This is a genomic window from Paraburkholderia sp. BL25I1N1 (assembly GCF_003002025.1).
Classification (GTDB): Bacteria; Pseudomonadota; Gammaproteobacteria; order Burkholderiales; family Burkholderiaceae; genus Paraburkholderia.
The window spans coordinates 63,234-88,468 of sequence record NZ_PVZB01000018.1 but is presented as its reverse complement, the minus strand read 5'-3'; the positions used below and the strand labels follow the sequence as shown (position 1 = coordinate 88,468).

Genomic DNA, 25,235 nt, shown 5'->3' with positions numbered 1-25,235 from the left:
GACTTCGTAAGCGTATCAAAAAACGCGCCGTGACAGCGCGCGAATTTCGATTTACAGCATCGCCTTCAGAAGACGCGCCATTTCCGACGGGTTCTTCGTGACCTTGATGCCGCAGGCGTCCATGATTTCCAGCTTCGCTTCAGCGGTGTCAGCACCGCCCGAGATCAGCGCGCCGGCGTGGCCCATGCGCTTGCCCGGAGGCGCCGTGACGCCCGCGATGAAGCCAACCACCGGCTTCTTCATGTTGTCCTTGATCCACTCAGCCGCGTTGGCTTCGTCCGGACCGCCGATCTCGCCGATCATGATGACGGCGTCCGTTTCCGGATCGTCGTTGAACATCTTCATCACGTCGATGTGCTTCAGACCGTTGATCGGGTCGCCGCCGATACCGACCGCCGACGACTGGCCGAGGCCGATCGCCGTCAATTGGCCGACCGCTTCGTACGTCAGCGTGCCCGAACGCGACACGACGCCGATGCGGCCCTTGCGGTGGATGTGACCCGGCATGATGCCGATCTTCAGTTCGTCCGGCGTGATCGTGCCCGGGCAGTTCGGGCCGAGCAGCAGCGTCTTGCGGTTTTCAGCACGCATGCGAGCCTTCAGCTCGATCATGTCACGGACGGGAATGCCTTCCGTGATACAGATCGCCAGATCCAGATCGGCTTCGACCGCTTCCCAGATCGCAGCCGCGGCGCCTGCCGGCGGAACGTAAATCACCGACACGGTCGCGCCCGTTTCAACCTTGGCTTCAGCGACGCTAGCGTAGATAGGAATGCCTTCGAAGTCTTCGCCGGCACGCTTCGGGTTCACGCCCGCAACGTACGCTTCGCGGCCGTTTGCATATTCACGGCAAGCACGCGTGTGGAACTGACCGGTCTTGCCGGTGATGCCCTGCGTGATGACCTTGGTGTCTTTGTTAATCAGAATCGACATGTATTGACCTCTGTTCGTTTGGCGTCGTGCGGCGGCGCCGCGAGGCGGAATGTTCCTCGCCCGCGGCGCGCTCGCACGTCGCCATTCGTAATCCTGGTTAATCCTGGCAAAAGCCCTGACAAAAGCCCTGGAAAAAGCGGCTAAGGGAAGGCTTACGCCTTGCCCGCAGCAGCCGCGACGACCTTCTGAGCCGCTTCTTCCATGCTGTCCGCCGCGATGATCGGCAGACCGGATTCAGCGAGCATCTTCTTGCCGAGGTCTTCGTTCGTGCCCTTCATGCGGACCACGAGCGGCACCTTCAGCGAGACGGCCTTCGACGCCGCGATCACGCCTTCCGCGATCACGTCGCAGCGCATGATGCCGCCGAAAATGTTGACCAGAATCGCGGTCAGGTTCGGGTTCTTCAGCATGATCTTGAACGCTTCCGTGACCTTCTCGGTCGTGGCGCCACCGCCCACGTCCAGGAAGTTCGCCGGTTCGCCGCCGAACAGCTTGATGGTGTCCATCGTTGCCATGGCGAGGCCAGCGCCGTTCACGAGACAGCCGATGTTGCCGTCGAGCGAGATGTACGCGAGGTCGAACTTCGAGGCTTCGACCTCAGCCGGATCTTCTTCGTCCAGATCGCGGTACGCGACGATTTCCGGGTGACGGAACAGCGCGTTCGAATCGAAGTTGAACTTGGCGTCCAACGCGATGACCTTGCCGTCGCCGGTCAGGATCAGCGGGTTGATTTCGGCCAGCGATGCGTCGGTTTCCCAGAATGCCTTGTACAGGCCTTGCAGGATCGCGCGCGCTTGCGGCAGCGAAGCAGCGGGCACGCCGATCTTGGTGGCCAGTTCGTCGGCTTCGGCGTCTTTCAGGCCGGTTGCCGGATCGACAGCGATCTTGTGGATCAGCTCAGGCGTCTTTTCCGCGACTTCTTCGACGTCCATGCCGCCTTCGCTCGATGCCATCACGACGATCTTCTGCGACACGCGATCGATCACGAGGCCGACATACAGTTCCTTCTTGATGTCAGCGCCTTCTTCGATCAGCAGACGATTCACCTTCTGGCCTTCCGGACCGGTCTGGTGCGTGACGAGCTGCATGCCGAGGATCTGTTCCGAGTACTCGCGAACCTGATCCAGCGACTTGGCGACCTTCACGCCGCCGCCCTTGCCACGGCCACCCGCGTGGATCTGAGCCTTCACGACCCATACCGGGCCGCCGAGCTCTTCCGCGGCCTTGACCGCATCATCCACCGAGAAGACCGGCTTGCCGCGCGGTACCGCGACGCCGAATTTCCGCAGGATTTCCTTACCCTGGTACTCGTGAATCTTCATGCGTGATTCCCTTCAGTCTGAGAGTTGGATTGAACTTCGTTTCCGCTGCCGTCGTTCATGCCGGACGCGTTGCCGCCCTCGCCTGCCTGGCGGACTGCCCCGTCGCCTGACGATGCCGCGCGATCCGCTGTATACGGAGCGCGGCCATACCAGCGCGGATAAAACTGCTGCACCGCCTCGCCGTCGAAACGCAGCGCGTGGCAGCGTCCCAGCTGGAATGGCGGTTTATCGTTGGAATGCTCGCCTGTGCTGTTAGACGATCCGTCTCCTGAACCTGCGTTCGCGCCCGGCGCACTGTCACCGGTATTCCACACTTCACCCGCGAACGCCTGAATCGCGGCGGTCGGCAGCATTGCGCACAGCTCGGTGAGATGCGTGCAACCCGCCGTGCCACCGAGCACACGGGCAGACTCGCGACGGAAGTTTTGACGGAGATTGAGCCCGATGAGGGCACGGTAGGCGGGATTGCTGGCTTGGCACAAACCAGGATAGGGCACCCAGTCGGACGACGCCTCGGCGTCGACGACATTGAGCTTGCGATCGATGGTGATGCGAAGCCAGAGTTCATGGATCGGCTGACCCTTGGGCCGGACGCCCGACGCAAGCACTACGTCGCGCGGTTTTTCGTCAGTCAAGCACGCTTCCACATCCCACAGGCCATCGGCTCGCTCATAGGCTTCCGCTCTGATTGCGCGACGATGGCGCAACTGACGGGACACGGGCGGGGAGAGCGGCATGCGGGAAGGAAAGGCCGGATTGGAAAACCCACGAATTTTAGCATACTGGGTATTTGGGACAGGTCCGATTGCGCACGGCCGTGCCGTGCGCGGCTGGGAGCGGAACGTGCCGCCCCAAAGGCTTTTGTATGCGAACGATGGACGACGCGGCTACTCGCCGCTCCACTCCTCGTCCATTCCCTTGAGGATTTTGCCGATCGTGGCGCCCGAAAATCCGCGCGATGCCAGAAAGCGCTGCTGTTTCGCCCGTTCGGCGGGCGTTTCGGGAAGCCGGCCGAACTTCTTTTGCCAGACGGCATGGGCGCGGGCGAGTTCGGTTTCGCGCAGTTGCGCGCTGGCCTCTTCGACGAGCGTCTGGTCGACCGAATGCTGCTTCAATTCGCCAACTATCCGGCTCGCGCCCAATCGTGACGAGCGGCGATGAATCAGGCTTTCGGCAAAGCGCGAGTCGGACAGCCAGTTTTCGGCTTCCAGCGAGTCGAGCACGGTGTCGAGAGAGTCGGTTTCCTCGACGAATGGCTTCAGCTTGCGCGCCAATTCGGTGCGGCTGTATTCGCGGCGGGATAGATAGCCGAGCGCGCGACCTTTTAAAGACCGTGCCGGACGTTTGGATTGTTTGGCTTCGTCTTGCCCGGGTTTCGCTTCGCCCGGGACGCGACGTGAGCGGGTGTAGGTGGTCTCGGAGGGATCCGAGCCTATGGGCGGCGGGGATTCAAACTGCGCGCGCTGCAGATTGCGGCCCGCAGCGCGGTCGTGTGCGTCGAACGATTCGAACGGATCGAACGACTCGTCGTCTTCATCACGCGGGCCGTCCGCGTGGCGTCCGGAATCGGACAACGGCCGGCCCTTGCGTATCACGTGATGGTTACTCTTCTTCGTCCGCGACTTCAGCGGCTGCGCCGGTCACGGCTTCAGCCATGGCATTCACGCCCAGCGATTCGCGGATACGATTTTCGATTTCACGAGCGATATCCGGATTTTCGCGCAGGAATTCACGCGCGTTGTCCTTGCCCTGACCGATACGTTCGCCGCTGTAGCTGTACCACGCGCCGGCCTTGTCGACGATCTTGGCTTGCACGCCCAGGTCGATGATTTCGCCCTGACGTGAAATGCCTTCGCCGTACAGAATGTCGAAAATCGCTTCGCGGAACGGCGGCGCTACCTTGTTCTTCACCACCTTCACGCGCGTTTCGTTGCCGATCACTTCGTCGTTCTTCTTGATCGAACCGATACGGCGAATGTCCAGACGCACCGACGCGTAGAACTTCAGCGCGTTACCACCCGTGGTGGTTTCCGGATTGCCGAACATCACGCCGATCTTCATGCGGATCTGGTTGATGAAGATCACGAGGCAGTTCGTGCGCTTGATCGTGCCGGTGAGCTTGCGCAGCGCTTGCGACATAAGACGCGCTTGCAGACCCGGCAGCGAGTCGCCCATTTCGCCTTCGATTTCAGCCTTCGGCACAAGCGCCGCGACCGAGTCGATCACGATCATGTCGATCGAACCCGAGCGCACCAGCGCGTCGGCGATCTCGAGCGCCTGTTCGCCGGTGTCCGGCTGCGAAACCAGCAGTTCGTTCACGTTGACGCCGAGCTTGCCCGCGTACTGGATGTCCAGCGCGTGTTCCGCGTCGATAAACGCTGCCGTGCCGCCGAGCTTCTGCATTTCGGCGACGACCTGCAACGTCAGCGTGGTTTTACCGGACGATTCCGGGCCATAAATTTCGACCACACGGCCACGCGGCAAACCGCCGACGCCCAACGCGATGTCGAGGCCGAGCGATCCGGTTGAGACCACCTGGATATCTTCGACCGCCTCACCTGCGCCGAGCCGCATGACCGACCCTTTGCCGAACTGCTTTTCGATCTGTGCGAGTGCGGCAGCGAGTGCCTTGCTCTTTTCAGCCGTCAGTCCAGCCGAGCCTTTCTTGCTTTCTTCCATGAATCGTCCTTTGCTATGATGAACGGCGTCTGAGGCGGATGTGCAGCCCACTTTGAAAGGACAGCACACGAAACCCAGACACTGTATAAAAAAACAGTGGTTTTGGCAAGCACGATTCTCATGCGAACGCGCATTTTTACCGTCGCGCTGCCCAACTACCCACAATAATTTTCGGAGACCGCTGTGCGCCGGGGGGACACCCACGGTGCCGGCAAGGCCAGGCTGGCGCACCATGCGAATTCTGATTGCCGAAGACGACAGCATACTCGCGGACGGTCTGGTTCGATCACTCCGCCAATCGGCCTATGCCGTCGATCACGTAAAGAGCGGCGTCGAGGCCGATACCGCGCTGTCGATGCAATCTTTCGACCTGCTGATTCTCGATCTGGGCCTGCCGCGCATGTCCGGCCTCGAGGTGTTGCGGCGCTTGCGCGCGCGCAATTCCACCCTGCCGGTGCTGATTCTGACCGCCGCGGACAGCGTCGACGAGCGCGTCAAGGGCCTCGACTTCGGCGCCGATGACTACATGGCCAAGCCCTTCGCGCTGAACGAACTCGAAGCACGCGTGCGCGCCCTGACGCGGCGCGGCGCCGGCGGCGGCCCGACGGTCGTGCGGCATGGCTCGCTGTCGTTCGACCAGGTCGGCCGGATCGCCTATGTCAACGAGCAGGTGATCGACCTGTCGGCGCGCGAACTGGGTTTGCTCGAAGTGCTGCTGCAGCGGATCGGCCGGCTGGTTTCGAAGGAACAACTCGTCGATCATCTATGCGAATGGGGCGAAGAAGTCAGCAATAACGCGATCGAGGTCTACGTGCACCGCCTGCGCAAGAAAATCGAGCCGAGCGGCGTGCGCATCATCACCGTGCGGGGTCTGGGCTACTGTCTTGAGAAAGCCGCGTCAACGCCGAGCGCAAACACGAACGCGGGCACGAACGCCGCGACCGCCGCCCCGCCCGCCGAGCCCGAACCGCCCGCCGCGCCGCCGTCCGGCGCGATGCCGGCGAGCCATCACTACAAATAGAGGCCGCCCATGTCCGCACGCGCAGACCGCGCCACGGCGCACGCGGCGGACCTCGACGAGGCGCGCGACGAGCGCTACGCCAACCCGTTCGCCCCGCCCGACGAAACCGAAGCCGCCGCCGAGGCGCGCCCGCGCTCGCTGTTCGGCGAGATTCTCGACTGGATGCTGGCGCCGCTGCTGCTGCTTTGGCCGATGAGTCTCGCGGTCACCTATCTGGTCGCCAAGTCGATCGCGAACGGCCCGTTCGACCGCGCGCTGGAAACGGACGCCTACGTGCTGGCCCGCCAGATTCATCCGGTGAACGGCGTGGCGGAACTGACGCTGCCCGACTCCACGCGCGACTTTCTGCGCGCGGACAATGTGGACAGTGTGTTCTATCAGGTGCTCGGCACGCGTGGCGAACTGGTGGGCGGCGAGCGCGACATGCCGCTGCCGCACGAGGAAGACCGCCCGCAGCCGGGTCTCGTCGAATTTCGTGACGATGTGCTGCGCGGCAACGATATCCGCGTCGCCTACACAACCGTGGAGTTTCCGCAGACGCCCGGCGCGCAACCCGTGCTGGTGCAGGTCGCCGAAACGCTCGACAAACGCAGCCAGCTTGCCAACGACATCATCAAAGGCGTGATCCTGCCGCAGTTCGTGATTCTGCCGCTCGCGATCCTGCTGGTGTGGTTCGGGCTCTCGCGCGGGCTCGCGCCGCTGCACGCGCTGCAGGCGCATATCCGCGCGCGCCGCCCGGACGACCTGTCGCCGCTCGAGGCGCGTCGCGCGCCGCCGGAAATCGAGCCGCTCGTGACATCGTTCAATGATCTGCTGACACGTCTCGAACAGAACATGGAGCTGCAAAAGCGCTTTATCGCCGACGCCGCGCATCAGATGAAAACCCCGCTCGCCGGCTTGCGCACGCAGGCCGAGCTGGCGCTGCGTCAGGACGCCTCCGCGGAAGTGCATCGCTCGCTCGAGCAGATCGCCACCAGCTCGGAGCATGCCGCACGGCTCGTCACGCAACTGCTGGCGCTGGCGCGCGCGGAGAACCGCATGTCGGGTCAGATTTTCACACCGGTCGAAGTGACGGAGGTCGCGCGCAGTGCAGTGCGCGACTGGGTTCAGGCCGCGCTCGCCAAGCAGATGGATCTGGGCTACGAAGCGCCTGACGAACCGGTCGAAGTGAATGGCAATCCGGTCATGTTGCGCGAAATGCTTTCGAATTTGATCGACAACGCCATCCGCTATACGCCGCCCGGCGGCCGCATCACCGTCAGAGTGCGGCACGACGCGGCGGCGCGGCTCGTGCATCTGGAAGTCGAGGATACCGGCCTCGGCATTCCGGTCGCGGAGCGTTCGCGGGTGATCGAGCGCTTCTACCGGATTCTCGGCCGCGAAGGCGACGGCAGCGGCCTCGGACTCGCGATCGTCCGCGAGATCGCGACCATGCACGGCGGCGAGCTGACGATCGACGACAACGTCTATCAAACTTCGCCGCGGCTTGCCGGCACGCTCGTACGCGTCAGTTTGCATGTGCATGAACGGGCCGGGACTTACCCTAACGCGACCTGAATGCGTCGATTCGCCGACTCAATATTGAGATACGTTGAGCGCAAATTGGGCTGGTTTGGCGCCAGATAGGCGCGTGTTGGGCGAAAACCCACAACACAGACCAGGCCTGCAAATTCACCCCGCCACGTCAGTACGCCGTAAGTTTCCACTCCAATAATCGGTTTCACGGGAACGCCGTTACCGGCGAACCGCGTGCATATCAATATTGGAGACGACATATGGCTACCGTTGGCGGGCAAATCTCGCACGTGCCGATGACGCGCGAAGAGAAGCGGGTGATCTTCGCATCGTCGCTGGGTACGGTTTTCGAGTGGTACGACTTCTATCTGGCCGGCTCGCTGGCGGCCTTCATCAGCAAGAGCTTCTTCTCCGGCGTCAATCCGACAGCCGCCTTCATCTTCACGCTGCTCAGCTTCGCGGCCGGCTTCGCGGTCCGGCCGTTCGGCGCGATCGTGTTCGGCCGGCTCGGCGATATGGTCGGGCGCAAGTACACGTTCCTCGTAACGATCGTGATCATGGGCTTGTCGACGTTCCTGGTCGGCTTCCTGCCGGGTTACGCGTCGATCGGCTTTGCATCGCCCGTGATCTTCATCGCGATGCGGATGCTGCAAGGCCTCGCGCTCGGCGGCGAGTATGGCGGCGCCGCCACCTACGTGGCCGAACATGCGCCGCCGGGACGCCGCGGCTTCTACACGGCATGGATCCAGACCACCGCCACACTCGGCCTGTTCCTGTCGCTGCTGGTGATTCTCGGCGTGCGCACGGCAATGGGTGAGGATGCGTTCGGCGCCTGGGGCTGGCGCATTCCGTTCATCGTCTCGATCCTTCTGCTGGCCGTGTCGGTGTGGATTCGTCTGCAACTGCACGAATCGCCGGTGTTCGAGCGCATCAAGTCCGAAGGCAAGACCTCCAAGGCGCCGCTGACCGAAGCCTTCGGCCAGTGGAAGAATCTGAAGATCGTGATTCTCGCGCTGATCGGCCTCACCGCCGGCCAGGCCGTAGTCTGGTACACCGGCCAGTTCTACACGCTGTTCTTCCTGACGCAGACGCTGAAGGTGGATGGCAGCAGCGCCAACATCATGATCGCGCTCGCGCTCCTGATCGGCACGCCGTTCTTCCTGTTCTTCGGCTCGCTGTCGGATCGTATCGGCCGCAAGCCGATCATCATGGCCGGCCTGCTGATCGCCGCGTGCACGTATTTCCCGCTGTTCAAGGCGCTCGCGCACTACACCAACCCGGCACTGGAAGCGGCGACCGCGAAGGCGCCGATCGTCGTGATCGCGAATCCGGACGAGTGCTCGTTCCAGTTCAACCCGGTCGGCACCGCGAAGTTCACGAGTTCCTGCGACATCGCCAAGAGCGCGCTCTCGAAGGCCGGTTTGAACTACGAGAACGTCGCCGCGCCGGCGGGCACGCTGGCGGAGATCAAGGTCGGCGATACGGTGGTCAACACGTATGACGGCAAGGCGGCGGACGCCAAGGATCAAGGCAAGGCGTTCGACAAGACTCTCGCGACGACGCTGAAGACCGCCGGTTATGCGCCGAAGGCCGATCCCACGCAGATCAACTGGCCAATGACCGTGGTGATTCTGACGATCATGATGATCTACGTGACGATGGTCTACGGCCCGATCGCGGCGATGCTGGTGGAGATGTTCCCGACGCGCATCCGCTATACGTCGATGTCGCTGCCGTATCACATCGGCAATGGCTGGTTCGGCGGCTTCCTGCCGGCCACCGCCTTCGCGATCGTGGCGGCGAAGGGCAATATCTTTTCGGGGCTGTGGTATCCGATCGTGATCGCGCTCGTCACCTTCGTGATCGGCATGCTGTTTGTCCGGGAAACCAAGGACTCGGATATCTACGCGAAGGATTGACGCGTCTGATGGACGTAACGGCTTCTTGAAAAAGTTGTGCACCGGGGGTTGACAGCCTCCGGTGCCGTCCGCATAATCTCGCTTCTTTCGGCGAATTAGCTCAGTTGGTTAGAGCGACGGAATCATAATCCGCAGGTCCGGGGTTCGAGTCCCTGATTCGCCACCAGTTGCAAGAAAAAGCCGCTGATCCGCAAGGTTCAGCGGCTTTTTTGTTTTGGCTTTCCGAACTGCAACTACAGCACCTTCAAGGAGGTTTCTTGATGACGTTCCGCACCGCCGCGATTGCCGCGGCTACCGCTTCCATCGCTTGTCTCAGCGGCACGGCCGCATTCGCCGCTCAGGCTCAGACACCGCCCGACAGTCAGTGGCGCAGCAGCGCAACCACGCTCTCCACACTGCTGCAGGACGGCTACAAGATCGTGGCTGTGGTGAATGGCGCCCACGGCAACGCTGGGTCAGCCGACACGATTTTCGTCCAGCGCGATCAGAGCGCATTCAAATGTATCGACCCGCAGCAGACCGACGCAAAAACGAGAACGTCCGTCGCGCCGCCGGCGTGTTTCGAACTGGTGCCGCCGTCGGGAGCGTCGGGGACGCCCGAGTCGAAGTAGCCGGCACGGCATGCCGAAGCGTGCCGTCAACCGCACGCGCTGCGCCGACCTTCGGACTTTGAAGCTACGGCCTGAAGCCGGCGCCGGCGCAATCGACACCTCGCGCAACCAGCCGCGCGCCGCCTGTCACCGATCCACCAACCGGCTCAAATTCCCCCGCACCCGCTGCAACAACGCGATCAACTGCTTCGCTTCTTCATCGGTGAAGCCGTTGAGCGCTTCGAGCGCGACTTCGTCGCCGACCTTGCGCGCCTTGCCGAGTGTGCGCTCGGCCTTCGGCGTCATGTTCACCTGACGCTCGCGGCGGTCCTGCGGATTGGCCGTCCGCTCGATCCAGCCGCCCTCTTCCATCCGATCCAGCAGACGGCCCGCCGAGATCGGCGCGACCTCGAGCAGGTCCGCAAGCCGCGCCTGATTGGTGTCGCCGTAGTGCGCGAGATAGGCCAGCACGCGGCACTGCGCGCGCGTCAAGTCGACCGACGACTTCGCGAGATCGTCGAAACGCTTGCCTGTCAGGCGACCGACGTCGGAAATCAGAAAGCCGAAGCGCTCTTCGAGTTGGGTTTTCATGGGCGGATTATACGAAAGGCCTTTGTTTATTAGCGTTGAAACGGGCGTATTCAGGCTCCGCATAATTCCCGATGGCAGACTCGTGCGCAGTCGATATACTAAGCATGCTTACTATATCGACGACCCCGCTCATTCATGTCCTCCGACACCCCGGCGGCCCGCGCCGCCGCGCCGCTCAACCGCCCGATGATCACCGTCTCGATCATGCTGGCGACGTTGATCCAGACGCTCGACAGCACGATCGCCAACGTGGCGCTGCCGCATATGCAGGGCACGCTGTCCGCGTCGCAGGATGAAATCACGTGGGTACTGACCTCGTACATCGTCGCCGCGGCGATCGCCACGCCGCTCACCGGCTGGTTGTCCGACCGGCTGAGCGTCAAGCGTCTGCTGATCTTCGCGATTGGCGGCTTCACGGTATCGTCGGCGCTGTGCGGGTTGTCGGAGACGCTCACGCAGATCGTCGCATCGCGTTTGCTGCAAGGGATTTTCGGCGCGTCGCTGGTGCCGCTGTCGCAGTCCATCCTGCTCGACATCAACCCGCGCGAGAAGCAGGGGCAGGCCATGGCCGTCTGGGGCATGGGCGTGATGGTCGGACCGATTCTTGGGCCGACGCTCGGCGGCTGGCTCACCGACAGCTACAACTGGCGCTGGGTGTTTTTCATCAACGTGCCGATCGGCGCGTTCGCGCTGTTCGGTGTGGCGACCTTCCTGCCCGCGCGCGAACCGAAACACGATGCGAAGTTCGACGCGTTCGGCTTCGCCACGCTCGGTCTCGCCATCGGCGCATTGCAGGCCATGCTCGATCGCGGCGAGCAACTCGATTGGTTCGGCTCGAACGAAATCGTCATCGAAGCCTTGCTCGCGGCCATCAGCTTTGCGTTCTTTCTCGTGCACACGGCCACGGTCGGCAAGAAATCGTTTTTCAAATATGAGTTGCTGAAGGACCCGAACTTCGCCACGGGGACGTTTTTCATCTTCGTGATTGGCGCGGTGATGTACGCGACGCGCGCGTTGCTGCCGCCCATGTTGCAGAACCTGATGAACTATCCGGTCGCGACCACCGGCCTCGTCACCGCGCCGAGTGGTGCGGGCACGATGGTCGCCATGCTGCTCGCCGGGCGCCTGCTGAAGCGGATCGACGCACGGCTTCTGCTGCTCGCCGGCTTTCTGATCTCGGCGTTCGCGCTCTGGCAGATGATGCAATACACGATCGTGCTGTCGGCGTCGGACATTGTCTGGCCCGGGGTGATTCAGGGCTTTGGGCTCGGCCTCGTGTTCGTGCCGCTGAGCGCGCTGACTTTCTCGACGCTCACGCCGGAACTGCGCGCGGACGGCACCGCAACGTATAGCCTGATGCGCAATATCGGCAGCAGTATCGGCATTTCGATCGTGCAAACGCTGATGACGCGCAACACGCAGGTCTCGCATGCGGACCTCGCGGCCAACATCACACCCTTTAACCCCGCCGTCCAGCCGATGCTCACTACCGGCTCCAATTTCGACATGGCCGCGCTGAACGTGTCGATCACGCAGCAGGCGTCGATGATCGCGTATCTGAACGACTTCAAGCTGATGTTCATGGCGACGCTGCTAGTCATTCCGCTTCTGCTGTTGATCCGCCCCGCGCATAAGGCGGCGGACGCGTCGGTGGCGCATGCCGCGATGGATTGAGACACGGCGCTAACCCGGTTAGTCGCCATCGCAATGGGCCGCGCGCGACGCCCGCGACTAACCTTCGATCCGCCCGCGCGTCACACCCAGCAGTGCCGCCATCGCCGCGCGCGCAGCCGCGGCGTCGCGATCGCGAATCGCTTCGAACACCGCCGTATGTTCGGCCAGCGACGCATTGAACACCTCCGCGCGTTTTGCATTCAGACGCAGTTGCGCTTCGAGTGTGCGCTCGATCAGCGTGCCGAGCGGAATCAGCAATTCATTGCTGCACGCGGTCAACACGCTCAAATGAAATTGCAGATCGGCTCGCACCCATTCGTCGACATTGCGCGCCGCCACCATCGCTTCGTGGGACTCCGCGAGCGCGTGGAAGGTGTCGTCCGTATGCGAAGCCGCCGCCAGACTCGCGGCATACGGCTCGATCATCTCGCGCATTTCCTGCAGGTTGAGCGCGAACGCCATCGGCTCGGCGACCCGCGAGTACCAGTCGAGCACGTCCACATCGAGCAGATTCCACGCGCGTTTCGGCCGCACGCGCGTCCCCACGCGCGGACGCGATTCGATCAAGCCTTTCGAAGTCAACGTGCGCAACGCCTCGCGCAACACCGTGCGACTCACGCCGAACGCTTCCATCAACTCCGCTTCGCGCGGCAGGATCGAATCAGGCGCGTAGTCGCCGCGCAGAATCGCGGTCGCCAGCCGATGGGCGACACGCCCATGCAGATCGTGCTGAATAGCTTTCTCCTAGCGGCCTTGCAGCGCTATTGATACGGGAACCGAGGCCGGAACGAGCGCGATTATCCGGCATCTCATCTCAGCCGTGAGATCCCTGCTTCGACAACGCCGTGCCGAGATGCGGGTGTTGCCACTATCTGGCCAATAGTACTATTAATAGTACTTAAGTGTGCTTTTGATGTAGCATGTGAATCCTCGAAATAGTTCGCAGACGCCTAAGGCCGATGCTTCGCATGGGGCCGGAGTAAGCGCAAAAGCACTAACTCCGGCCGACAAAGGAGACGCACACCATGAAAATCACCAAGCTCGAAACCTTCATCGTTCCGCCGCGCTGGTGCTTCCTGAAAATCGAAACCGACGAAGGCGTCGTCGGCTGGGGCGAACCGGTGGTCGAAGGCCGCGCGCATACGGTGGCGGCTGCGGTTGAAGAACTGTCCGACTATCTGATCGGCAAAGACCCCCTTCTGATCGAAGACCATTGGCAAGTGATGTACCGCTCGGGCTTCTATCGCGGCGGCCCGATCACCATGAGCGCGATCGCCGGCGTCGACCAGGCGCTGTGGGACATCAAGGGCAAGCACCATGGCGTGCCGGTCCATGCGCTGCTCGGCGGCCAGGTGCGCGACAAGATCAAGGTGTATTCGTGGATCGGCGGCGACCGTCCGAGCGACGTGGCCAATAACGCGCGCGCCGTGGTCGAACGCGGCTTCAAGGCGGTGAAGATGAACGGCTCGGAAGAGTTGCAGATCATCGACACCTTCGACAAGGTGCAAGGCGTCATCAACAACGTCGCGGCCGTGCGCGAGGCAGTCGGACCGAACATCGGCATCGGCGTGGATTTCCACGGCCGCGTGCACAAGCCGATGGCCAAGGTGCTGGCGAAAGAACTGGACCCGTACAAGCTGCTCTTCATCGAAGAGCCCGTGCTGTCGGAGAACGCCGAAGCGTTGCGCGACATCGTCAATCAGACCAACACGCCGATCGCGCTGGGCGAGCGTCTTTACTCGCGCTGGGACTTCAAGCACATTCTGTCGGGCGGCTACGTCGACATCATTCAGCCGGACGCATCGCACGCGGGCGGCATTACCGAGTGCCGCAAGATCGCGTCGATGGCGGAAGCCTACGACGTCGCGCTCGCGCTGCATTGCCCGCTCGGGCCGATCGCGCTGGCGACGTGTCTGCAGATCGATGCGGTGAGCTACAACGCGTTCATCCAGGAACAGAGCCTCGGGATTCACTACAACCAGGGCAACGACCTGCTCGACTACATCAGGAACCCGGAAGTCTTCAAATACGAAGACGGCTTCGTGTCGATTCCGCAAGGCCCGGGGCTCGGCATCGAGGTCAACGAGGAGAAAGTGCGGGAGATGGCCAAGGTCGGCCATCGCTGGCGCAATCCGGTGTGGCGCCATGAGGATGGCAGCGTCGCCGAATGGTAATCGCGTAAAGGAGCGCCGCCCGTGGGCGGCGTTTTTGTTTGCGTCGGCGGCCGCATCGACAATGCGGCCCGCGCGTTACGGTGACGTGACGCGCAGGCCGTCGCAGTAACGTAACATCCCGGACCGAACCCATCCGAGCAGGCGTTTTCCGCGCCCTTCCCAGACCCGCTCAAATTCCTGCAAAGCCTTATCCACAAAGGCTTTCACGCCATCCGTTCGACACCACACATACACATGGCCCGCTCTTTGCTCAAATGCATTCAAACGACAAATGCATCGGGGAAATCATGGGCGAATTCCTGCCAGACTATCTGCTCCGCGAACAGGCCGCCGTCGGCGCGTTGGTGGCGTTCGGCGTCCTGCGCATCATCGGCGCGGCACTCGCATTCGAACGCGGCTGGCGCATCTCGGTCGTCGAGAAATGCTTCATCGGCGCCGCGATCGTGTACTGCCTGCCGCAACTGTTCGATCTGCTGACGCATATGTACGGCTCGCGCGCCGCGGGCGCCGAACTGGAAGGCAAAGCGGCGGGCTGCGCCATCGCCCTCTTTTGTGCGCCGATCCTCGGCCATCGGCTCGGTCTCGAATAAGCGGAGCCTCGCCATGCAATTGGCCAGGCGGCTCATGAGGCGGCCAAAACCCACGTTTCGCGCGGGCGACGTCCTGAAACTCAAGTCAGGCGGCCGTCCGATGACCGTCACCTGGAGCGGCCGGGTGCTATTCGCATCAGGTAACTGGCTGATCTGCCAGTGGTTTAGCGAGACCGGCGAGTTGCAGCAGGAGATGTTTCCGGAGGAGACCCTGGAGCGGACGAGCCACGTACTCGCCGCCTCAAAAGTGCAGTAACGGATTGCTGGCCACCGCCAGGCGACCGTGTGTATTGCGCCGCACGCTTTGGCTGTGCGGCGCTTTTTTATGCGGCCGATGTCGCGCTTGCGAGACGTTGCGAACCTGAATCCTTAAGGACGCGGTTGCTGTTCAGGTGCCACCTAGCCCGCCTCGCGGATAACCTCGCGTCACGGTGTCAGCCGAGCGCGGCGAACGCAGGCACGCTATGCGACAACGCGGCCGCCGCGACGAACACGCCGATCATCGCCAGCGCTTCCAGATACAGCACGTTGACGAAGGTGTGGGCGTCCATTGTCGAGGCCGTGCGGCGCAGGCGCGGCAGCGCCAGAAAGCGGTTGAGTCCGCCGAGCACGAGCGCGAGCCCGACCAGCGCAAGCTTGAGCATCAGCACATGGCCCCACGTGCTGAGTTCGATCGCCTCGAACGAGCCGCCGGAACCTCGCACCGCGTTGAAGACGCCGGAGAGCAGCACGAGCGCAACCGCCACCACCGAGACGTTCGACACCTGAGTCGCGGTGCGGATCAACATGCCGCGTGCAGTCGAGGTACCGAGTGCCGGCAGCACCGCGAGCCCTGCCGCCATCGCCAGACCGCCCCACACGCTGGTGACGAGCACGTGCAGCGTTTGCATGGCGATCGCAGCCGAGGCCGGGCCGGCATCCGCCGCGTGACCGAGCGACGCCTTGCCGGCGGCGATCGCGACCACCGCGAGCCACAGGAGCGCATTGCGCAGCATGCCCGTATGGCTGGCCATGGCCGTGCCGAGCAGCACCAGCGCGCCGGCAAACGCAAGGCTCCAGCCATAACCGACATGAGTTTGCGTCAGCACCGTCGGCACCACGCCGATGGCGGCCGGCAACCCGACACCGCTCATCGACGCCGCCTGATACAGCAGCCAGCCGAGATCGGCGAGCACCAGCACCACGGTGGCCGTCAGCATCGACCGTTGCGCGCGCAACCAGGCGGGGCGCGCGGGCGAGATTTTCTGCTGGGCGTCCTTCGCGAGCCACGCGCCGAGCAACGCCGAACCGACGGCAAACGCAAACGCGACGTTCATGAGCGCGGCCATGGCGACCTGCCCGATCCAGAGTCCGTCGATGCTCATTTGACGATAAACGCAAAGTCGCCTTGGGTACGGTGGCCGTCCGTGGCTACCGCGATCCAGTGCACGGCATAGCGGCCGGTGCTCAACTGCGGCAGCGGCAGATGCATGACCCTGGCGTCGTCCTTGTCGACCTGCGACTCAATTGCCGCGGCCGCCTTGCCGCTGGTGTCGGCAAGCGTGATCTTGCTGAAAGCCGGTTCGAGCGGCTCGGTGAAGTGGATCGTCACTTCGGAGGGCGCGGCGACTTCGGCGTTGGCCGCCGGCTCGCTCGAGCTCAGATGCGCATGGGCGAATGCCGTGGACGTCACAAGCAGCGCCGCGGCGCCGAGCATCGACGCTCGCAACGCCGGACGGGAAAAATCAGGTAGCTTCATGTAAGACCGATAGCGGATGATCAGGAAACAGTGGGGGGCGTCGGGCCGGACACGTCGAGGCCGGGACCACGTCGGATCCAGTCCGGCGCGCCCGGAAGTGTACGCTTCGATGGTTCGCGCGGGCGTCGGTTCAACCTGGTTTATAGATAGATCGCCCAGGCTCGAGCGTTGCGCCATTGATCGCGCAGACAAATTTGGGATAACAGTCAGGCAGCGTGAAACGCTTGTGCGCGTCAAACTGTCGCATGGCTGTGACAGCCGGAACCTTCTCTAATGTGCCAAATAGTCATCATCACCCTTCGATGATAGAATGCTGCGTCGCCGCAGCGCCGGCTGCCCTTCACACCGAGCCGCTCGAAGTTCGGTCAGGTCCCCGATTTTGATGGAGTTACGCGTGTCTTCAAGACGCATTTTCCGCCCGTTGCTCGCCCTTCTGCTGATCGGCTCCGCGGGCGTTTATAGCGCTGCGAAAGCGCAGACTCAGCCGAAAGCCCCCGATACGATGGAAGCGCGCGTGCAAGGCTGCACGGCCTGCCACGGCACACATGGGCAAGGTACGGACAACGACTACTTCCCTCGCCTCGCGGGCAAGCCTGCCGACTATCTGTACAACCAGCTACAGAATTTCCGCGAAGGGCGCCGCAAGTACCCGCCCATGAACTACCTCGTCACGTATCTCTCGGACGACTACCTTCATCAGATCGCCACTTATTTCTCGCAACAGCGTCCTCCGTATCCGCCGCCGGCCAAGCCGACGGTATCGTCGAGCACGCTCGCGCGCGGCCAGCAGATCGTGCTGAACGGCGACGCGTCGAAGCAGATTCCGGCTTGCGCGGCCTGCCACGGCAAGACGCTGACCGGTATGCAACCCGCTATCCCGGGTCTGGTCGGCCTGCATTCGGACTACATCAGCGCGCAGCTCGGCGCATGGCGCTCGGGTTCGCGCCATGCCATCGCGCCTGATTGCATGCACACCATCGCCACGCGTCTGACCGACGAAGACGTGAACGCCGTTGCCGCCTGGCTTTCCACGCAGCAGGCCCCACAAAACCCCGTGCCGGCTCCAGCCCGCTCGATGAAGACTCCGCTTGCCTGCGGCAGCGAACCGCAATAAGGCACCGGGAGAGACACTCAAATGAAACGCAAGTCTTTGTTCGCCCTCTCGGCAGTCGTCGTCGTTGCGGCTGCCGCACTCGTTCCCGTCCTGTGGTCGGGCGGCGACCATCTGCATAACGGCACGGCCATGGCGGCAACGCCCGCCGACCAGGCCGCGCTGATCAAGCAAGGCGAGTATCTCGCCCGCGCCGGCGACTGTATCGCCTGCCACACAGTGCGCGGCGGCAAGCAGTTCGCCGGCGGTCTGCCCATGGCCACGCCGTTCGGCACGATGTTCACGCCGAACATCACGCCTGACGACCAGTACGGTATCGGCAAGTGGACGCAGGACGACTTCTATCGCGCCATGCACACCGGCCGTTCGAAAGACGGCAGTCTGCTGTATCCGGGCTTCCCGTTCACCAGCTACACGAAGGTCACGCGCGCCGACTCGGACGCGATCTACGCGTACCTGCGTTCGGTCGCGCCGGTCAACGTGCCGAGCCGTCCGCACGAACTGAAATTCCCGTTCAACCAGCGCAACATGCTGATTGGCTGGCGCACGCTGTTCTTCCGTGAAGGCGAGTACAAGCCGGATCCGACCAAGTCGGTCGAATGGAACCGTGGCGCGTACCTGATCGAAGGTCTCGGCCACTGCGGCATGTGCCACACATCGATCAACGCCATGGGCGGCCCGGTGAGCTCGGCGGCGTTTGCCGGCGGCCTGATCCCGCTGCAGAACTGGTATGCACCGTCGCTCACGTCGAACAAGGAAGCCGGCCTCGGCGACTGGGAAACCAAAGACATCGCCGATCTGCTGAAGACCGGCGTGTCGAACCGCGGCGCCGTGTTCGGTCCGATGGCTGAAGTGGTTCACAACAGCCTGCAGTACATGTCGGACGCGGACATCAACGCGATGGCCACGTACCTGAAGACGATTCCGCAGAAGAGCGAAGCACCTGAGCCGCTGCAGCTCGAAACGTCTGAAAAGTTCGGCGGCGAACTGTTGAAGCAAGGTCAGAAGATCTACGCTGACAACTGCGCGAAGTGCCATGCGGAAAATGGCCTCGGCATGCCGCCGGCCTTCCCGCCGCTCGCGAACAACCAGTCGATTCAGATGCCGTCGGCGGTCAACCCGATCCGTATGGTGCTGAACGGCGGATACCCGCCGAGCACGGATGCCAACCCGCATCCGTACGGCATGCCGCCGTTCGCACAAGCACTGTCGAATCAGGAAGTCGCGGCGGTTGTGACGTACATCCGTATGTCCTGGGGCAACCACGGCACGGCCGTGTCGCCGCAGCAAGTGTCCGATCTGCGTTCGGCGCCGCTCGACTAAGCAGCGTTCGTTGCACCCGGGGCGCGGCCTGCGAAATTCGCGGCCGCGCCCTTCGTTTTTGAAGGACCGGTATCATAGGGGAGTATTTACCCTGAGATAAACGCCGGGCCGCCGCTAGTTTTCTCGCCCCCGCGGGGGTTCGGCGCGCAGCGACAGGTCTGGGGGCGCTTATGAAACTGGGCAGGAGATAAGAATCGTGCATGCCGGGGAGCGTTTCAACAGCATTACCCACCTCGTCGGCGCCGTACTGTCGGTGGCGGGTCTTGCAACGCTCGTGACGATGGGCGCGCTCGACGGCGACGCGTACAAGGTGGTCAGCTTCAGCGTGTACGGTGCGATGCTGTTCGTGCTGTATGCTATCTCGACGCTTTACCACAGCGTGCGCAATCCGCGCGCGAAGGCGGTTCTGCAGAAATGTGACCATTCGGCGATCTACCTGCTGATCGCCGGCAGCTACACTCCGTTCACGCTCGTCACATTGCGCGGACCGTGGGGCTGGTCGCTATTCGGCGTAAGCTGGGGGCTTGCCGCTCTCGGCATCGTGCAGGAATTGACGCTGGGGCGACGCACCCGCAGCGTTTCGATGGTGCTGTATGTCCTGATGGGATGGCTCGCGCTCGTTGCCGTCCGCCCGCTGGTTGAAGCCTTACCGGCAGCGGGTACCGCCTGGCTCGTGGCCGGCGGAATCATCTATAGCGTCGGCATCTACTTCTTCATCAACGACGAGCGCATCCGGCACGGACATGGTATCTGGCACCTGTTCGTACTGGCGGGCAGTCTGTGTCAATTCGTCAGTGTCGCGCGCTACGTCGCATGACACCCCACGGCGGCGAAATGCAACTTAAGGCCAGTCAACGTGTCTGCATAGCGCGTTGAAGCATTCGGCACGCGTTTGCGCGCGTGCCGCCGATTTCTCTGCGAACGGAACTGGGCTTCGGCCTCGAACACGCCATGCGGGTGTGTTCATGCCGCGTTCATGCCTGCCTGAATTCAGGTGTGTCCGTCCGCGAAACTGCATTGCAAAGATCTTTTATGTCTTTTGATTCCCTCGGCTTGTCCGAACCGTTGGTCCGCGCTGTACACGAACTCGGCTACACCACTCCGACTCCGATCCAGACGCAAGCGATTCCCGCCGTGCTCAACGGCGGCGATCTGCTGGCCGGCGCGCAAACCGGCACCGGCAAGACTGCCGGCTTTACGTTGCCGATCCTGCAACGCCTGAACACCATGCCCGCCGTTACGACCGGCTCGGGCAAGCGCGCGGTGCGCGCGCTGATCCTCACGCCCACGCGTGAACTGGCCGCGCAGGTCGAAGAAAGCGTGCGCGCGTACGGCAAGTATCTGAAGCTGAAGTCGACCGTGATGTTCGGCGGCGTCGGCATCAATCCGCAGATCGGCGCACTGCGCAGCGGCGTGGATATCGTCGTCGCAACGCCGGGCCGTTTGCTCGACCACATGCAGCAGAAGACCATCGACCTGTCGCATCTCGAGATTCTCGTGCTCGACGAGGCCGACCGCATGCTCGACATGGGCTTCATCCACGACATCAAACGCGTGCTGGCGAAGCTGCCGCCGAAGCGGCAGAACCTGCTGTTCTCAGCCACTTTCTCCGACGAGATCAAGACGCTCGCCGACAACCTGCTCGACTCGCCGGCGCTGATCGAAGTCGCGCGCCGCAATACGACGGCGGAAACGGTCGCGCAGAAGATTCACCCGGTGGATCGCGACAAAAAGCGCGAACTGCTCACGCATCTGATCAAGCAACATAACTGGTTTCAGGTGCTGGTGTTCACGCGCACCAAGCACGGCGCCAACCGTCTTGCCGAACAGCTGACCAAAGACAGCATCAGCGCCCTGGCAATTCACGGCAACAAGAGCCAGTCGGCCCGCACGCGCGCGCTCGCCGAGTTCAAGGACGGCACGCTGCAGGTGCTGGTCGCGACCGACATCGCGGCGCGCGGCATCGATATCGATCAACTGCCGCACGTGGTTAACTACGATCTGCCGAACGTGCCGGAAGACTACGTGCACCGCATCGGTCGCACGGGCCGCGCGGGCGCGACGGGCGAAGCGATTTCGCTGGTGTGCGTCGACGAACTGCAGTTGTTGAAGGACATCGAGAAGCTGATCAAGCGCCCGGTGCCGCAGGAAGTGATCGCCGGTTTCGAACCGGACCCGACTGCGAAGCCGGAACCGATCCTGCGTCGCGGCCAAGGTGGCGGCGGCGGTGGTGGTGGTCGTTCGCCGCGTCAGGGTCAAGGCGCACCGAAACGCGATGGCGCGGGTTCCGCGAAGCCGGCGCAGCGCTCGGGTCAACGCCCGGCGAACGGTCAACAGCAGCCGAAGCCGCATGGCGCGAAGCCGGCCGGCAATGGCGGCGGCCAGCCGCGCCGTGACGGTCAACGTCACGACGACCGGCCGCGCGCCGTCGCGCATGAGGGCAGCGCCGCGCAGCATGCGCCGCGCAAGCCGCAAGCCGCGAAACCGCAAGGCGGCAATCCGGGTGCGTTGCTGGGCGGTGCCAAGCCGCGCAACGAGGCGCCGCGCGGTGGCCAGCCCACGCGCAGTGGTCAGCGCGGCCGTTAAGCTTCGAGGCTCAGCCCACGCTCGCTGGCCACTGTCGTTGCGCTAAGCACGACGGGCCGGCGGCAGCGGGCAAGATAGCCGCCACGCCTAAAGGCACACACTCGCCGGCCGTTCCTTGCACCAAGGACGGCGGCCGGCAGCAAGCCGCTCAACCATCCACGGCAGTTGTCCTTACATCGAGGGCTACCGGCCCGCCGCGGCAGCCGCTTGCTTCAGGTGCTCGATCTGCTGTTCCCATCGATCGAGCACCGCCTCTCCGTCCCCTTCCAGTTCGAACGTAATGCCGCTCGTCAGGCGCGCATAACGAACGCTTTGCGCCTCGGCCGTGTCGATCGAGCCGTGCAGATAGACAAGCCCGCTGGCATCGCCCGCGACGCTCGCTAGCGGCGTCATCAGCAACTGCACCTGATAGAACGCCTCGTCGCAGACAAAGGTGAGCGCTGCCCGTCCGCTGTGCGCGATGGCGCGCGTCGCCCTCGCTTGCGGCCACAGCGCGATGCATAACGTGCGCGAGTCAGGCGCGTACAACTCGCCGACGCCAAGCAGCGACGTGCGCACATGGCCATTCGTATCGACGCTCAGCAGCGACGCGGTGAACCCCGTCTTGCCCGCGAGCGACGAACCGTCGAACAAGGCGCGTACGGCATCGGGCCATTCATCGAACACGTTCTGTTCGACTGGACGTTCGGGTGTTGGGGAATCGCTCATGGTATCGATGGGATGAGAAGTGAGCCAGTCTGCATCATGCCTCGAAAAGCAAATGGCCCGCCTAAGCGGGCCATTTGCAACACCGGGATTCACGCCAGGCGATCAGCGAAAGAACACGTGCTGCGTGATCTTGGCGAGCGGGTAATGCACGCCCGGCTGGATCCGCGCCGGCAGATTCAGCGGCTTGAGCAGCATCTTGACGCACATATCGGCCGACAGATTGCGCCGCACCAGCGCATTGATCCGCGCCGCGCGCGCGCGGTTGTAGGTCGAGTCGTGCACGCGCTCCGGATAACGAGTCGCGAAGACGTGCCGCAAGGCGATTTCCGAGTCTTCGTTCTTGATCTCCATGACCCGGCGCATAAGCGCGCCGAGCACAGCCAGCCGGCCGTTGCCTTCGATCTTGTTGTACTTCTTGAAGTACTTGAAAAAGTGCTTGTAGTGACGCACTTCGTCGGTGCGGATGTTGTCGGTGATCTGCTTGAGCACGGGCTCGTCCGAGCATTCGCCGATCGCGCGATACAAGGTCGCGGTGCCGGTTTCCACCACGCAGCGCGCGACCATCTCGAGCGCGCGGGTCTTTTCGAAGTCCTCCACTGAGCAGGTCAGCGAATACTCTTCCATGAAATTACGAAATGCCGTGTCCCAGTCGAATTCGGGCCACACGTAAGCGATATACGTCTTGAGCGCGCGACCGTGCTGCAACTCTTCAGGCTCCCACTCCTGGTTGAGCCAGGCCGAGACTTCAGGATCGCCGTTAAAGAAAGTGCTCAGATTGCTGGTGTACAGATCGGAGCCGCTTTCGATAAACGAAGACGCGCACAGCAGCAGCAGCAAGTCTTCGTTAGCGACGGCCTTTTGCCGATCAATGCGGGTGAGGTCGATGTCCTCGATCCGCCAGGGCATGACATGGTTCAGCTCTGTATGCATCGTGTCTTGCTCCGAAAGCTGTATCGACTCGCGGAGCATGCTCGAGACCGCCCGCTCTCGGCCGGGCCGGTCCGCCGTGTCTGATACAGCGCCTTGAATTAGAGTTAACCCCTTGTATCCTGCATCTTAGTCGGTGTTTCGCAACTCTGCAGATAACAGAGCACAGACCATGCCGACGCGCCGCAGTTCCAATGGCGCGGTAGTCGAATCATTCGACCGGACAAAAGCGCATCGCGCGGAGCATAAAAAAAGCCAGCTGAAGAGCTGGCTTGAGTTTGCGGCGATCGCTCGTCAGTCAGGTTGGACGGGCGTAGCGGCGCTTTGATTCAACGGCGCAAGGCCTGCGATCAGGCCATCTGAACGCCTCGCGTCAGACGCACGCGGCGCATGCGCCACGCCACGACCACGAGCGAGAGACCCGACAGTAGCGCGGCAATCAGCACGTAATAACTTGGCGCAAGTTTGTCGCCGGTCAAATGAATGAACGTTTCGACGATGGTGGGCGCGAAGCCGCCGAAGATCGTCACGCCGATGCTGTAACCGATTGAAAGACCGGTCGAGCGCACCTGCGTCGGAAAGATTTCGGACATCAGCGCGGGCATCGGTCCGGAGTAAGCGGCCTTGAAAAGTCCCGCCGTACCCTGCAACACGAGCAGCCAGCCGACGGTCGGATGAGACTGCAGCAGCGCGAACATCGGATAGATCAGCGTGCCCATCAAAATCGACGTGGTCAGCATGATGCGAATCCGGCCGATGCGATCGGACAACGCGCCCATCACCGGCGAAAGCAGGAATTGCAGGCCGCCGTTGAGCACCACCACGCCGAACGATGCCGCCGCGGGCATGTGCAATTGCTTGACGGCGTACATCGGCATGTAGAGCTGCAGCACATAGACGCCCACCGTGGATTGCGCGACGATGCCGACCGCGAGCAGCAGGTTGACCCACTGGCTCGCGAACGAGGCGTCCTTCTCCGCGTTTGCCGTCGAGCGAGCGCTGGCCGCTTCGCGTGCCTCGCGCAGCGCGAGGAACTCCGGCGTCTCGTCGAGATGCGAACGGATGTAATAGCCCACCGGGCCGACCAGCAAACCGAACACGAACGGCAGGCGCCAGCCCCAGTCGTTCAGTTGCGCGGGCGGCATCCATGCAGTCAGCAACGAGCCAAACGCGGCGGCCGTAATCGCGGCAAGCCCCTGGCTCGCGAACTGCCAACTCGCGTAATAGCCGCGGCGCGACGCGCTATGCTCGACCATGAACGCCGTCGCGCTGCCGAACTCACCGCCCACCGCGAATCCTTGCACGAGCCGCGCGAGCAGAATCAGAATCGGCGCCGCGATACCGATCGATGCATACGGCGGCATTACCGCCATCGTGAAAGTGCCGACCATCATCAGCGCGATGGCGAGCGTCAGTGCCGCCTTGCGTCCCTTGCGGTCGCCGTAGACGCCCAGCACGACCGCGCCCAGCGGCCGCATCAGAAACGAAATGCCGAAGGTGGCGATAGCGAGCAGCGTGGAGAGCCACTCGTCCTGCATCGGGAAAAACTGTTTGGCGATGATGGTCGCGAAGTAGCCGTAGACCAGAAAATCGAACCACTCGAGCGCATTGCCGACCGACGACGAAAACACGATCCGCCGCACCATCGCTTTGGAAAGCGGCGCGGGCGCGGAATGAGGGGAAGCTGCCGCCGAAGGCGACGCGTGGGTCTGCATGATGTCTCCTGCCCTGTCTGATGCTCGATGCCGGATGCCGGATGCCTGGCGTGCGAGAGGCGACGCCGGCAACCGGTGTATTTGATCTGCGCGGTGCCTTTAGCGTGCAGCGGAATGCG

General features: G+C 62.9%; 24 protein-coding genes and 1 tRNA gene. 13 read left to right on the top strand and 12 right to left on the bottom strand.

The window, feature by feature from the left end; genetic code table 11:
• Positions 1 to 51: 51 nt before the first annotated feature.
• From sucD to recA, 5 genes are all read right to left on the bottom strand, one after another.
• Complete coding sequence (gene sucD, locus B0G73_RS25880; RefSeq protein ID WP_106284070.1) at positions 52 to 933, bottom strand: succinate--CoA ligase subunit alpha; 882 nt, start codon at positions 931 to 933, stop codon at positions 52 to 54.
• Positions 934 to 1,085: 152 nt separating this feature from the next.
• The gene (gene sucC, locus B0G73_RS25875; protein ID WP_012434252.1) at positions 1,086 to 2,255 is read right to left on the bottom strand and encodes an ADP-forming succinate--CoA ligase subunit beta; all 1,170 of its coding nucleotides are present in this window, start codon (positions 2,253 to 2,255) and stop codon (positions 1,086 to 1,088) included.
• A complete protein-coding gene (locus B0G73_RS25870; RefSeq protein WP_106284069.1) occupies positions 2,252 to 2,992 on the bottom strand; it encodes a DUF2889 domain-containing protein in 741 nt (246 codons plus the stop codon). The genes sucC and B0G73_RS25870 overlap by 4 nt, the downstream gene beginning before the upstream one ends.
• 150 nt (positions 2,993 to 3,142) lie before the next feature.
• Positions 3,143 to 3,850 carry a recombination regulator RecX gene (recX, locus tag B0G73_RS25865; protein WP_106284068.1) on the bottom strand — a complete coding sequence of 236 codons (708 nt, stop codon included), beginning with the start codon at positions 3,848 to 3,850 and terminating at the stop codon, positions 3,143 to 3,145.
• 7 nt (positions 3,851 to 3,857) lie between these two features.
• On the bottom strand, positions 3,858 to 4,934 hold the full coding sequence (recA, locus tag B0G73_RS25860; RefSeq protein WP_012434255.1) for a recombinase RecA: 1,077 nt from the start codon (positions 4,932 to 4,934) through the stop codon (positions 3,858 to 3,860).
• 232 nt (positions 4,935 to 5,166) lie between these two features.
• Here recA and B0G73_RS25855 point away from each other — a divergent pair, with 232 nt between their 5' ends.
• The 5 genes from B0G73_RS25855 to B0G73_RS25835 all read left to right on the top strand — a co-directional run bounded on the left by B0G73_RS25855 (position 5,167) and on the right by B0G73_RS25835 (position 10,000).
• Complete coding sequence (locus tag B0G73_RS25855) at positions 5,167 to 5,955, top strand: response regulator transcription factor (protein ID WP_106284067.1); 789 nt, start codon at positions 5,167 to 5,169, stop codon at positions 5,953 to 5,955.
• A 9-nt stretch (positions 5,956 to 5,964) separates the two neighbouring features.
• Positions 5,965 to 7,512, top strand: a complete 1,548-nt coding sequence (locus B0G73_RS25850; RefSeq protein ID WP_106284066.1) for a sensor histidine kinase — start codon at positions 5,965 to 5,967, stop codon at positions 7,510 to 7,512.
• Between the two features lie 218 nt (positions 7,513 to 7,730).
• Entirely contained in the window at positions 7,731 to 9,389 is a 1,659-nt protein-coding gene (locus B0G73_RS25845) for an MFS transporter (RefSeq protein ID WP_106284065.1), read from the top strand.
• Positions 9,390 to 9,478: 89 nt separating this feature from the next.
• A tRNA-Met gene (locus tag B0G73_RS25840) sits at positions 9,479 to 9,555 on the top strand.
• 94 nt (positions 9,556 to 9,649) lie between these two features.
• Complete coding sequence (locus B0G73_RS25835) at positions 9,650 to 10,000, top strand: PepSY domain-containing protein (protein ID WP_106284064.1); 351 nt, start codon at positions 9,650 to 9,652, stop codon at positions 9,998 to 10,000.
• Positions 10,001 to 10,126: 126 nt separating this feature from the next.
• Here the strand turns inward: B0G73_RS25835 and B0G73_RS25830 are convergent, their stop codons facing one another.
• Positions 10,127 to 10,570, bottom strand: coding sequence for a MarR family winged helix-turn-helix transcriptional regulator (locus B0G73_RS25830; RefSeq protein WP_106284063.1), 444 nt, complete (start codon positions 10,568 to 10,570; stop codon positions 10,127 to 10,129).
• A gap of 135 nt (positions 10,571 to 10,705) precedes the next feature.
• On the opposite strand from B0G73_RS25830, the gene B0G73_RS25825 reads away from it, so the two are divergent.
• Positions 10,706 to 12,244: a DHA2 family efflux MFS transporter permease subunit gene (locus B0G73_RS25825; protein WP_106284062.1), complete on the top strand. Its 1,539-nt coding sequence runs from the start codon at positions 10,706 to 10,708 to the stop codon at positions 12,242 to 12,244.
• A 57-nt stretch (positions 12,245 to 12,301) separates the two neighbouring features.
• On the opposite strand, the gene B0G73_RS25820 is transcribed toward B0G73_RS25825, so the two are convergent.
• Positions 12,302 to 12,979, bottom strand: a complete 678-nt coding sequence (locus B0G73_RS25820) for a FadR/GntR family transcriptional regulator (protein WP_106284061.1) — start codon at positions 12,977 to 12,979, stop codon at positions 12,302 to 12,304.
• Positions 12,980 to 13,269: 290 nt separating this feature from the next.
• On the opposite strand from B0G73_RS25820, the gene dgoD reads away from it, so the two are divergent.
• The 3 genes from dgoD (at position 13,270) to B0G73_RS25805 (ending at position 15,264) form a co-directional block, all read left to right on the top strand.
• Entirely contained in the window at positions 13,270 to 14,418 is a 1,149-nt protein-coding gene (gene dgoD / locus B0G73_RS25815; RefSeq protein ID WP_106284060.1) for a galactonate dehydratase, read from the top strand.
• 287 nt (positions 14,419 to 14,705) lie between these two features.
• Positions 14,706 to 15,008, top strand: a complete 303-nt coding sequence (locus B0G73_RS25810; protein ID WP_106284059.1) for a hypothetical protein — start codon at positions 14,706 to 14,708, stop codon at positions 15,006 to 15,008.
• Between the two features lie 13 nt (positions 15,009 to 15,021).
• On the top strand, positions 15,022 to 15,264 hold the full coding sequence (locus tag B0G73_RS25805; RefSeq protein WP_106284058.1) for a YodC family protein: 243 nt from the start codon (positions 15,022 to 15,024) through the stop codon (positions 15,262 to 15,264).
• Positions 15,265 to 15,442: 178 nt separating this feature from the next.
• Here the strand turns inward: B0G73_RS25805 and B0G73_RS25800 are convergent, their stop codons facing one another.
• Together B0G73_RS25800 and copC are read right to left on the bottom strand one after the other, a co-directional pair.
• Complete coding sequence (locus tag B0G73_RS25800; RefSeq protein ID WP_106284057.1) at positions 15,443 to 16,372, bottom strand: CopD family protein; 930 nt, start codon at positions 16,370 to 16,372, stop codon at positions 15,443 to 15,445.
• On the bottom strand, positions 16,369 to 16,746 hold the full coding sequence (gene copC / locus B0G73_RS25795; protein ID WP_106284056.1) for a copper homeostasis periplasmic binding protein CopC: 378 nt from the start codon (positions 16,744 to 16,746) through the stop codon (positions 16,369 to 16,371). Before copC ends, B0G73_RS25800 begins: the two co-directional genes overlap by 4 nt.
• 382 nt (positions 16,747 to 17,128) lie before the next feature.
• On the opposite strand from copC, the gene B0G73_RS25790 reads away from it, so the two are divergent.
• The 4 genes from B0G73_RS25790 (at position 17,129) to B0G73_RS25775 (ending at position 21,766) form a co-directional block, all read left to right on the top strand.
• On the top strand, positions 17,129 to 17,860 hold the full coding sequence (locus B0G73_RS25790) for a c-type cytochrome (RefSeq protein WP_012434267.1): 732 nt from the start codon (positions 17,129 to 17,131) through the stop codon (positions 17,858 to 17,860).
• A 21-nt stretch (positions 17,861 to 17,881) separates the two neighbouring features.
• Positions 17,882 to 19,180 carry a cytochrome c gene (locus B0G73_RS25785; protein WP_106284055.1) on the top strand — a complete coding sequence of 433 codons (1,299 nt, stop codon included), beginning with the start codon at positions 17,882 to 17,884 and terminating at the stop codon, positions 19,178 to 19,180.
• Between the two features lie 196 nt (positions 19,181 to 19,376).
• Positions 19,377 to 19,997: a hemolysin III family protein gene (locus B0G73_RS25780; protein ID WP_106284054.1), complete on the top strand. Its 621-nt coding sequence runs from the start codon at positions 19,377 to 19,379 to the stop codon at positions 19,995 to 19,997.
• A gap of 215 nt (positions 19,998 to 20,212) precedes the next feature.
• The gene (locus B0G73_RS25775) at positions 20,213 to 21,766 is read left to right on the top strand and encodes a DEAD/DEAH box helicase (RefSeq protein ID WP_106284053.1); all 1,554 of its coding nucleotides are present in this window, start codon (positions 20,213 to 20,215) and stop codon (positions 21,764 to 21,766) included.
• Positions 21,767 to 21,949: 183 nt separating this feature from the next.
• Here the strand turns inward: B0G73_RS25775 and B0G73_RS25770 are convergent, their stop codons facing one another.
• The 3 genes from B0G73_RS25770 to B0G73_RS25760 all read right to left on the bottom strand — a co-directional run bounded on the left by B0G73_RS25770 (position 21,950) and on the right by B0G73_RS25760 (position 25,116).
• Positions 21,950 to 22,474 (bottom strand): hypothetical protein, encoded by a 525-nt coding sequence (locus tag B0G73_RS25770; protein ID WP_106284052.1) that lies wholly within the window; start codon positions 22,472 to 22,474, stop codon positions 21,950 to 21,952.
• Between the two features lie 102 nt (positions 22,475 to 22,576).
• A complete protein-coding gene (locus tag B0G73_RS25765; RefSeq protein WP_106284131.1) occupies positions 22,577 to 23,404 on the bottom strand; it encodes a ferritin-like domain-containing protein in 828 nt (275 codons plus the stop codon).
• A gap of 347 nt (positions 23,405 to 23,751) precedes the next feature.
• Positions 23,752 to 25,116, bottom strand: coding sequence for an MFS transporter (locus B0G73_RS25760; protein WP_106284051.1), 1,365 nt, complete (start codon positions 25,114 to 25,116; stop codon positions 23,752 to 23,754).
• Between the last annotated feature and the right edge of the window lie 119 nt (positions 25,117 to 25,235).

What these genes read in the sequence shown, in the direction of transcription:
- sucD (WP_106284070.1), bottom strand. Translation starts at nt 933, where the DNA reads ATGTCGATTCTGATTAACAAAGACACCAAGGTCATCACGCAGGGCATC.
- sucC (WP_012434252.1), bottom strand. Translation starts at nt 2,255, where the DNA reads ATGAAGATTCACGAGTACCAGGGTAAGGAAATCCTGCGGAAATTCGGC.
- B0G73_RS25870 (WP_106284069.1), bottom strand. Translation starts at nt 2,992, where the DNA reads ATGCCGCTCTCCCCGCCCGTGTCCCGTCAGTTGCGCCATCGTCGCGCA.
- recA (WP_012434255.1), bottom strand. Translation starts at nt 4,934, where the DNA reads ATGGAAGAAAGCAAGAAAGGCTCGGCTGGACTGACGGCTGAAAAGAGC.
- B0G73_RS25855 (WP_106284067.1), top strand. Translation starts at nt 5,167, where the DNA reads ATGCGAATTCTGATTGCCGAAGACGACAGCATACTCGCGGACGGTCTG.
- B0G73_RS25850 (WP_106284066.1), top strand. Translation starts at nt 5,965, where the DNA reads ATGTCCGCACGCGCAGACCGCGCCACGGCGCACGCGGCGGACCTCGAC.
- B0G73_RS25845 (WP_106284065.1), top strand. Translation starts at nt 7,731, where the DNA reads ATGGCTACCGTTGGCGGGCAAATCTCGCACGTGCCGATGACGCGCGAA.
- B0G73_RS25835 (WP_106284064.1), top strand. Translation starts at nt 9,650, where the DNA reads ATGACGTTCCGCACCGCCGCGATTGCCGCGGCTACCGCTTCCATCGCT.
- B0G73_RS25830 (WP_106284063.1), bottom strand. Translation starts at nt 10,570, where the DNA reads ATGAAAACCCAACTCGAAGAGCGCTTCGGCTTTCTGATTTCCGACGTC.
- B0G73_RS25825 (WP_106284062.1), top strand. Translation starts at nt 10,706, where the DNA reads ATGTCCTCCGACACCCCGGCGGCCCGCGCCGCCGCGCCGCTCAACCGC.
- dgoD (WP_106284060.1), top strand. Translation starts at nt 13,270, where the DNA reads ATGAAAATCACCAAGCTCGAAACCTTCATCGTTCCGCCGCGCTGGTGC.
- B0G73_RS25810 (WP_106284059.1), top strand. Translation starts at nt 14,706, where the DNA reads ATGGGCGAATTCCTGCCAGACTATCTGCTCCGCGAACAGGCCGCCGTC.
- B0G73_RS25805 (WP_106284058.1), top strand. Translation starts at nt 15,022, where the DNA reads ATGCAATTGGCCAGGCGGCTCATGAGGCGGCCAAAACCCACGTTTCGC.
- B0G73_RS25800 (WP_106284057.1), bottom strand. Translation starts at nt 16,372, where the DNA reads ATGAGCATCGACGGACTCTGGATCGGGCAGGTCGCCATGGCCGCGCTC.
- copC (WP_106284056.1), bottom strand. Translation starts at nt 16,746, where the DNA reads ATGAAGCTACCTGATTTTTCCCGTCCGGCGTTGCGAGCGTCGATGCTC.
- B0G73_RS25790 (WP_012434267.1), top strand. Translation starts at nt 17,129, where the DNA reads ATGGAGTTACGCGTGTCTTCAAGACGCATTTTCCGCCCGTTGCTCGCC.
- B0G73_RS25785 (WP_106284055.1), top strand. Translation starts at nt 17,882, where the DNA reads ATGAAACGCAAGTCTTTGTTCGCCCTCTCGGCAGTCGTCGTCGTTGCG.
- B0G73_RS25775 (WP_106284053.1), top strand. Translation starts at nt 20,213, where the DNA reads ATGTCTTTTGATTCCCTCGGCTTGTCCGAACCGTTGGTCCGCGCTGTA.
- B0G73_RS25770 (WP_106284052.1), bottom strand. Translation starts at nt 22,474, where the DNA reads ATGAGCGATTCCCCAACACCCGAACGTCCAGTCGAACAGAACGTGTTC.
- B0G73_RS25765 (WP_106284131.1), bottom strand. Translation starts at nt 23,404, where the DNA reads ATGCATACAGAGCTGAACCATGTCATGCCCTGGCGGATCGAGGACATC.
- B0G73_RS25760 (WP_106284051.1), bottom strand. Translation starts at nt 25,116, where the DNA reads ATGCAGACCCACGCGTCGCCTTCGGCGGCAGCTTCCCCTCATTCCGCG.